Source organism: Mesorhizobium sp. M7A.F.Ca.ET.027.02.1.1, from assembly GCF_004022985.1.
Classification (GTDB): domain Bacteria; phylum Pseudomonadota; class Alphaproteobacteria; order Rhizobiales; family Rhizobiaceae; genus Mesorhizobium.
The window spans coordinates 1-5,544 of the sequence record NZ_RZOL01000404.1; the positions used below are offsets into that span (position 1 = coordinate 1).

The following is a 5,544-nucleotide window of genomic DNA, read 5'->3' on the forward strand; positions in this document are numbered from 1 at the left end:
TGCCGGCGGTCGGCGCTGAGGCCCTCCGGCTTCTCGAAGGCGAGATCCTGGGCGCGGCCATCGAACAGCAGCCTGCTGACCGGCGCATCGGGGTAGGGGTGGTCGAACAGCACGCTTTCACCAATCTCGATCGCGGTCTTCAGGGTCACGGCGTCGGCGGTGTCCCAGCCGGCGACGGCGAAGGCGTGCACTACTTCCTTTCGCGTACCGACAAGACCGACATTGATGGGATCGCCCGGAATGCCTTGTGGCGTGTGCGTCACCATCTCGAAGCTGTGCTTGCGAAAGCCGCGATCGCGGAACGTCCAGAATTCCGGTGCGGCGAAATAGGCGAGCGCCAGATAGGCGGCCAGCAAGGTCGCCACCCAGATTGCAACGCGTCGCCGAAAACTTCGCTGGCTCATGAACGCCGCCCGATCCGTGCGGTATCTGTTGCCTGACGGACCCTGGAAATCAATGGCCAGCAGCGCGCCGCCGGTCTATCGTGGGCATCGTTTCCTCGCGGGGGCAGCAATGGAGCGGAAGCTGGCAGGCCGCAAGCCAATGGCGTTGACCGCCGAGCTTGTCGCGCAAGTTGAGCGTGTCGAGCCTGATCCCGGGCCAGAGCCCGGAACCAGCGAGCACACCGATGCGGAGTTCGATGGCCTGGTCGACAAGCTGCTATCGCAGCATCGTCCCGAGACGCTTTGGGTCTTTGCCTACGGGTCGTTGATCTGGAACCCCGAATTCGCCCATGTCGAGCAGCGCCCGGCCACGGCGCCGGGATGGCACCGCTCGTTTTGCCTGAAACTGACCCGCTGGCGCGGAACCCGCGATTTGCCGGCCCTGATGCTGGCGCTCGATCGAGGCGGCAGCTGCAACGGCATCGTCTATCGGCTGCCCGCGGAAGATCATTTCGGGCAACTCGGCCAGTTGATGCGCCGCGAGATCGATGCCAACCCGCCAACCAACGTGCCATGCTGGATCAAGGTCAAGACCAGGGACGGGCCGCTGCGTGCCTTGGCTTTCGTCGCCGCGCCGGACGGCAGCGCCTATGCCGGCCGGTTGCCGTTGGAGCAGGTTGCCGACACTCTGGCGCGGGCTGCCGGTCATTGGGGCTCATCGGCGCAGTATTTGTTCAGGACCGTGAGCAAGCTTGAAGAGAGCGGCATCCGCGACCGGAATCTCTGGCGCATCCAGGACTTGGTTGCACGGCAGATCGCCGCTTCAACCGGTGGCGCCGATTAGGCTGATCTCTTCCTAACGGCAGGCGCGATAACCGTTTTTGCGGTTCTTGATGTCGAAATGGAAATGGTTGCGGTGGTCGTAATTGTAGCCGGGGCCGAGCACGGTGGTGAAGTACTGGCAGCCGTCGGCGCGCACATTGTTGAGGAAGCCGCGGGTGCGGAAAGCGAACAGGCCGGGCTTACGCACGTCAATGTCGTCGCCATTGTTGAGTTCGATGCTCATGACGTCGAGCGCATTTCCCTTGCCATGCTCGGACAGGACACCTTCGCCGGCAATCCTGCGGCAGGAATAGCTGGAGCCCTGGTGGATGGTCTTGACGTCGGAGAAATAGCGCCAGCGGGCGGAGGGGACGAGCTCGTTCTTCGTCCAGCCGGCAAAGGTGGCGGCCATGTCGCAGGTCAGGGTTGCCGCGGGTTTCATCTGGATGTTGCCGATGGCCGAAACCTTGACCGGATAATCGATGCCGCACTGGCCTTCATGGATCGGCGCCAGGTCGGTGTAGGCGACATCGAGACGCTTCAATTGCTGCCGGCAGTCGGTTTCGCTGGCCGGCATCTGCTCGACGGGCGACATCGGCTCGTCCATGCGCGGATAGGCGGCCTGCGTCATGTATGGATTGGAAGGGACAAGCTTCTGCATGCCGGCATATTGCGGCACGGCAGCCGTCTGCGCGCCGACGTCGACGGCTGGCTGCAGCGACAGCACACTACCAGTGTTGCAGGCGGAAAGCGCCGCCAGCGCCAGGCCGGCGGTCAGCATTGCTGCATATTTTGTCTGGCGCGCGGTGGCGAAAAACAAGGCCCGAAATTTGCCGGCCATTGGCGGAATCCCGTTGATGGATATCCGGCATTTTAACGATCAAGGGTAAAGGAAAACTCAGCGCCCGCGTTCATGCCTGCGGCCGAATTGCGGCACGCGGCCTGGATCAGCCATGCTCACTGGCAGAACGTGCCGCCATGCCGGCGCGGTTCGAGATCGAGATGGAAATGCAGGGAGTGATCAGGATCGGCGCCTGGACCGAGCACCGTCTTGAAGGGTCCACAGGCCGCCTTGCGCACGGCGTTGAGGAATTTGGCGTCCTTCTCCGGCGGCGCCGGGCCGACCTCGATCTTCTTGCCGTCCGACAGCGTGAAGCTGGCGATGTCGAGCGCGTTGCCAAAGGCGTGTTCCGACAGTTCTCGGGTGCCGTTGCGTGGCCGGCAGACAAAGGCCGATGCCTGGCCGATCGATTTCAGGTCCTCACCGAATTCGGCTTTCGCCGCCGGCTGGATGACATCGGCGGCAAAACGCGCCGTTGCCTCGGCCATTTTGCAATTGAGCTCGGTTCCGGGGCCGATGGCGACGGACTTTCCAAGGTCCTTCAGCACGATGGGATAGGGGATCGAACAGCCGATTTCGGGCTGGCTTTCCGCCTTGTGTTCTTCGAATTCGACGCCGAGCGTCTTCAGCCGTTCGCGGCAGGCGACTTCCTCGGCTGGCATTTTCTCATCGGGGAGATCGGCCGAGCGCGGATCGGGCAGCATCTTCTTCTCGTCCGCGTCCGCCGGCTTTTGCGGCGGTTGCGGGGCAACGGTGGGCGGCTGAGCCTCGGGCTCCGCGATGTCCGGTTTTGGCGTCGGCGTTGGCGCGACCGCCGGCGGTTCCGGCTCGCTTTTCGTATCGGTTGAGGGTTCGGGAACCGGCGGTTCGGGAAGTGCCTGCTTTTCCTGGCGGGATTTTTCTTCAGGGTTACGGTCGGGCGCGCCGGCGGTGTTCGGACCTTTCTTCTGCTCCCCGGTCTTTGCTGCGTCGGCCTTTGGAGTGTCCGTCGGGAGTGGCTCGGGCACCGGAATATTGGGTCCAGGCACCGGAACATCGGCAGGCAAGGGCAGCCGCAACTGCGTTTTCTGCTGTGCCTGCTTCCGCGTCACCGACCGGTGTCTTCGTGGTTTCAGGTGCTTTCCGCCTCGCTGTTTGAGGCGCTGTTCGGCTCGTGGAGTCAACGGCTGCTCTATCCTCGGCGTCAACGGCTCGTGATGCCGATGGCGATGTCTCGCCTCGGCCGGCATCATCAGCAAGGCCGTGACGGCCATGACGAACAAGATCCTGAACGTTCGGGAAAAGATAAGCGACCCCATCGCCGTCAACGGCGCCGACGCAAGGTGGTTGCCTCGGCCGCATCACGAACGGTAACCGCTCCGTTACGCACCGATCGCTTCCAGCCCTTCCTCCAGCCAGTCGGCGAGCAGCGGCATGCCAAGCAGGTATTTTGCGGTGCGCTTGTTGGCGCGTTCGCGCGCGGCCGCCAGCGCGTCCGCCCATTCGGTGGCGTCGTAGTCGCCGCGACCGACCCAGGCCAGCGCGATCAGTTCGGCTGCTTCATCGACATTGAGGTCGTTGATCAGTTCGCGCAGCTCTTCCTCGGTCAGATTCTCGGAGCTTTCCTCGGCAAGGCCGTCATGGTGATGGTTGACATGGGACTCGCCGTCGAGCTCGACCTCATGCTCGGCGCCATCGGCATAGTCTTCATTGACGGCCGCACTCAGCGCCTTGGCCTTGAGGATGAACAGGCGCACAGTGTCGGGGCCGATCGAAAGCTCCCAGTCCTTTTCAAGCCGCCGCTGCAAGGGCCGTCTCCCTCAGGTCGTTTGCCGGATGATAGCGGATTTGCGGCATCCGTCACCTGATGTTCTCCGCACGCAATTTTCCGGGATGAAACGCAAGCCGTCCGGCGTTAGTGTTGCATTCTCACCCTCCAGGAGGCTTCGATGCATAAAAGAGTGCTGATCCAGGTGGCGACTGCCCTTGTCGCGCTGCAGTTCCTTGCCGTTCCGGTGTTCGCCGCCGGCGGTGACAGTGGCGGCAGCGATCAGACGGTCACCCAATGCAAGAAGGGCGAAGTCTGGGACAAGAAGAAGAAAAAGTGCGTCGCACCCCAGGAGGGCATGCTCGACGACGACAGCATCTATGATGCTGGCCACGCGTTGGCGATGGCCGGGCGCTATGACGAGGCGATCGCCGTGCTCAGCCTTGCCGCCAACAAGCAGGATCCGCGCATCCTCAACTATCTCGGCTATTCGCACCGCCATTCCGGCCGCGTCACCGTCGGCCTCGGCTATTACGAGGAGGCGCTGCGCATCGATCCGAACTACACGCTGGTGCGTGAATATCTCGGCGAAGCGCATCTGCAGATCGGCGATCTGGCCGGCGCCCGGCAACAGCTGATGGAAATCGAGAAGCGGACCGGCAAGGGTTCGCGCGAATATGGCATGCTGGCCGAGCAGATCGACCATTTCATGAGAAGCTAAAAAGATCCCAGGGCTCTTCCAAGCGGCCGCGAGCGATCGCGGCCGCTTTTTGTTGCCCCCAGCCTCATTCACGCCCTGGCTGATGAAAACGGGGATGATTTTAGCAAAACCGATTTTTGGGCGTGAAAAACCCGCTGACATTGCTATATTCAGGGAAATTGCGGTGAAACGGTTCCGTTAGCCCGAGGCTGCCGGACCCGTTTTCTTTTTGTACCCATCGACAAGGCTTTCCCCGAAACGCGGGGGTGGCAGCAGGAAAGGTCAGGCATCATGAACAAGGTCCCGATGACAGGCGAGGGGTTCGCGTCATTGAAGGAAGAACTGCGCTGGCGCCAGCAGGAAGAGCGGCCGCGCATCATCGAGGCGATCTCCGAAGCGCGCTCGCATGGCGACCTGTCCGAAAATGCCGAATATCATGCCGCCAAGGAGGCGCAGAGCCTTAACGAGGGCCGCGTCAACGAGCTTGAAGATTATATCGCGCGGGCCGAAGTGATCGACGTCAGCAAGCTCAGCGGCGACAAGATCAAGTTCGGCGCCACCGTGGTGCTGGTCGACGAGGACACCGAGGAAAAGAAGACTTACCGGATCGTCGGCGACCAGGAGGCGGACGTGAAGTCCGGCCGCATCTCGATCTCCTCGCCGATCGCGCGTGCGCTCATCGGCAAGGAAGTCGGCGACGCCATCGAAGTCAATGCGCCCGGCGGTGCCAGGGGGTATGAGATCGTCCAAGTGCAGTTCATCTAGGGAATTTGAGGGGGGCGGCTGCGACTTTTAAGCTGAGGTTTGCGCCGCCCCTCATCGCCCTGCCGGGCATTTCTCCCCGTATAGTGACGGGGAGAAAGATGCTCCCATCGACGATTTCGCCGATTTTCAACGTAGCAGAATAGACGCTGGCCTTGCGTTCAGTGTCCAGCCGATAGATGGGTAACAGTTTGAACCGGATAGATAGGTAACAGTTTTCCCCCTTATGATGGGTTCGCGGCAGCGCCAAGCGGTTGGGTTGGCGCGGCGCTGCGGCGAACCAGTTTCC

Annotated in this window: 7 protein-coding genes and 1 pseudogene; 3 read left to right on the forward strand and 5 right to left on the reverse strand. The window is 62.2% G+C overall.

Annotation, left to right across the window (positions count from 1 at the left end):
- Positions 1–404: LssY C-terminal domain-containing protein (locus EN749_RS29670; protein WP_189367789.1), on the reverse strand; the 404-nt coding region annotated here is incomplete at its 3' end.
- 109 nt (positions 405–513) lie between these two features.
- Between EN749_RS29670 and EN749_RS29675 the strand changes: the two genes are divergently transcribed.
- Entirely contained in the window at positions 514–1,227 is a 714-nt protein-coding gene (locus EN749_RS29675) for a gamma-glutamylcyclotransferase (protein WP_127809568.1), read from the forward strand.
- A gap of 12 nt (positions 1,228–1,239) precedes the next feature.
- Here the strand turns inward: EN749_RS29675 and EN749_RS29680 are convergent, their stop codons facing one another.
- From EN749_RS29680 to EN749_RS29690, 3 genes are all read right to left on the reverse strand, one after another.
- Positions 1,240–2,046: an extensin family protein gene (locus tag EN749_RS29680; RefSeq protein WP_127396635.1), complete on the reverse strand. Its 807-nt coding sequence runs from the start codon at positions 2,044–2,046 to the stop codon at positions 1,240–1,242.
- Between the two features lie 116 nt (positions 2,047–2,162).
- The gene (locus EN749_RS29685) at positions 2,163–3,221 is read right to left on the reverse strand and encodes an extensin family protein (RefSeq protein WP_245491518.1); all 1,059 of its coding nucleotides are present in this window, start codon (positions 3,219–3,221) and stop codon (positions 2,163–2,165) included.
- 186 nt (positions 3,222–3,407) lie between these two features.
- A complete protein-coding gene (locus EN749_RS29690; protein ID WP_013530064.1) occupies positions 3,408–3,833 on the reverse strand; it encodes a DUF3775 domain-containing protein in 426 nt (141 codons plus the stop codon).
- A gap of 141 nt (positions 3,834–3,974) precedes the next feature.
- Here EN749_RS29690 and EN749_RS29695 point away from each other — a divergent pair, with 141 nt between their 5' ends.
- A complete protein-coding gene (locus tag EN749_RS29695; RefSeq protein ID WP_127270421.1) occupies positions 3,975–4,514 on the forward strand; it encodes a tetratricopeptide repeat protein in 540 nt (179 codons plus the stop codon).
- 270 nt (positions 4,515–4,784) lie between these two features.
- A complete protein-coding gene (gene greA, locus EN749_RS29700) occupies positions 4,785–5,258 on the forward strand; it encodes a transcription elongation factor GreA (protein WP_013530066.1) in 474 nt (157 codons plus the stop codon).
- On the opposite strand, the pseudogene EN749_RS38290 reads toward greA, so the two are convergent.
- Positions 5,251–5,544: pseudogene (locus EN749_RS38290) on the reverse strand (hypothetical protein); the annotation flags it as partial. The gene greA and the pseudogene EN749_RS38290 overlap by 8 nt on opposite strands.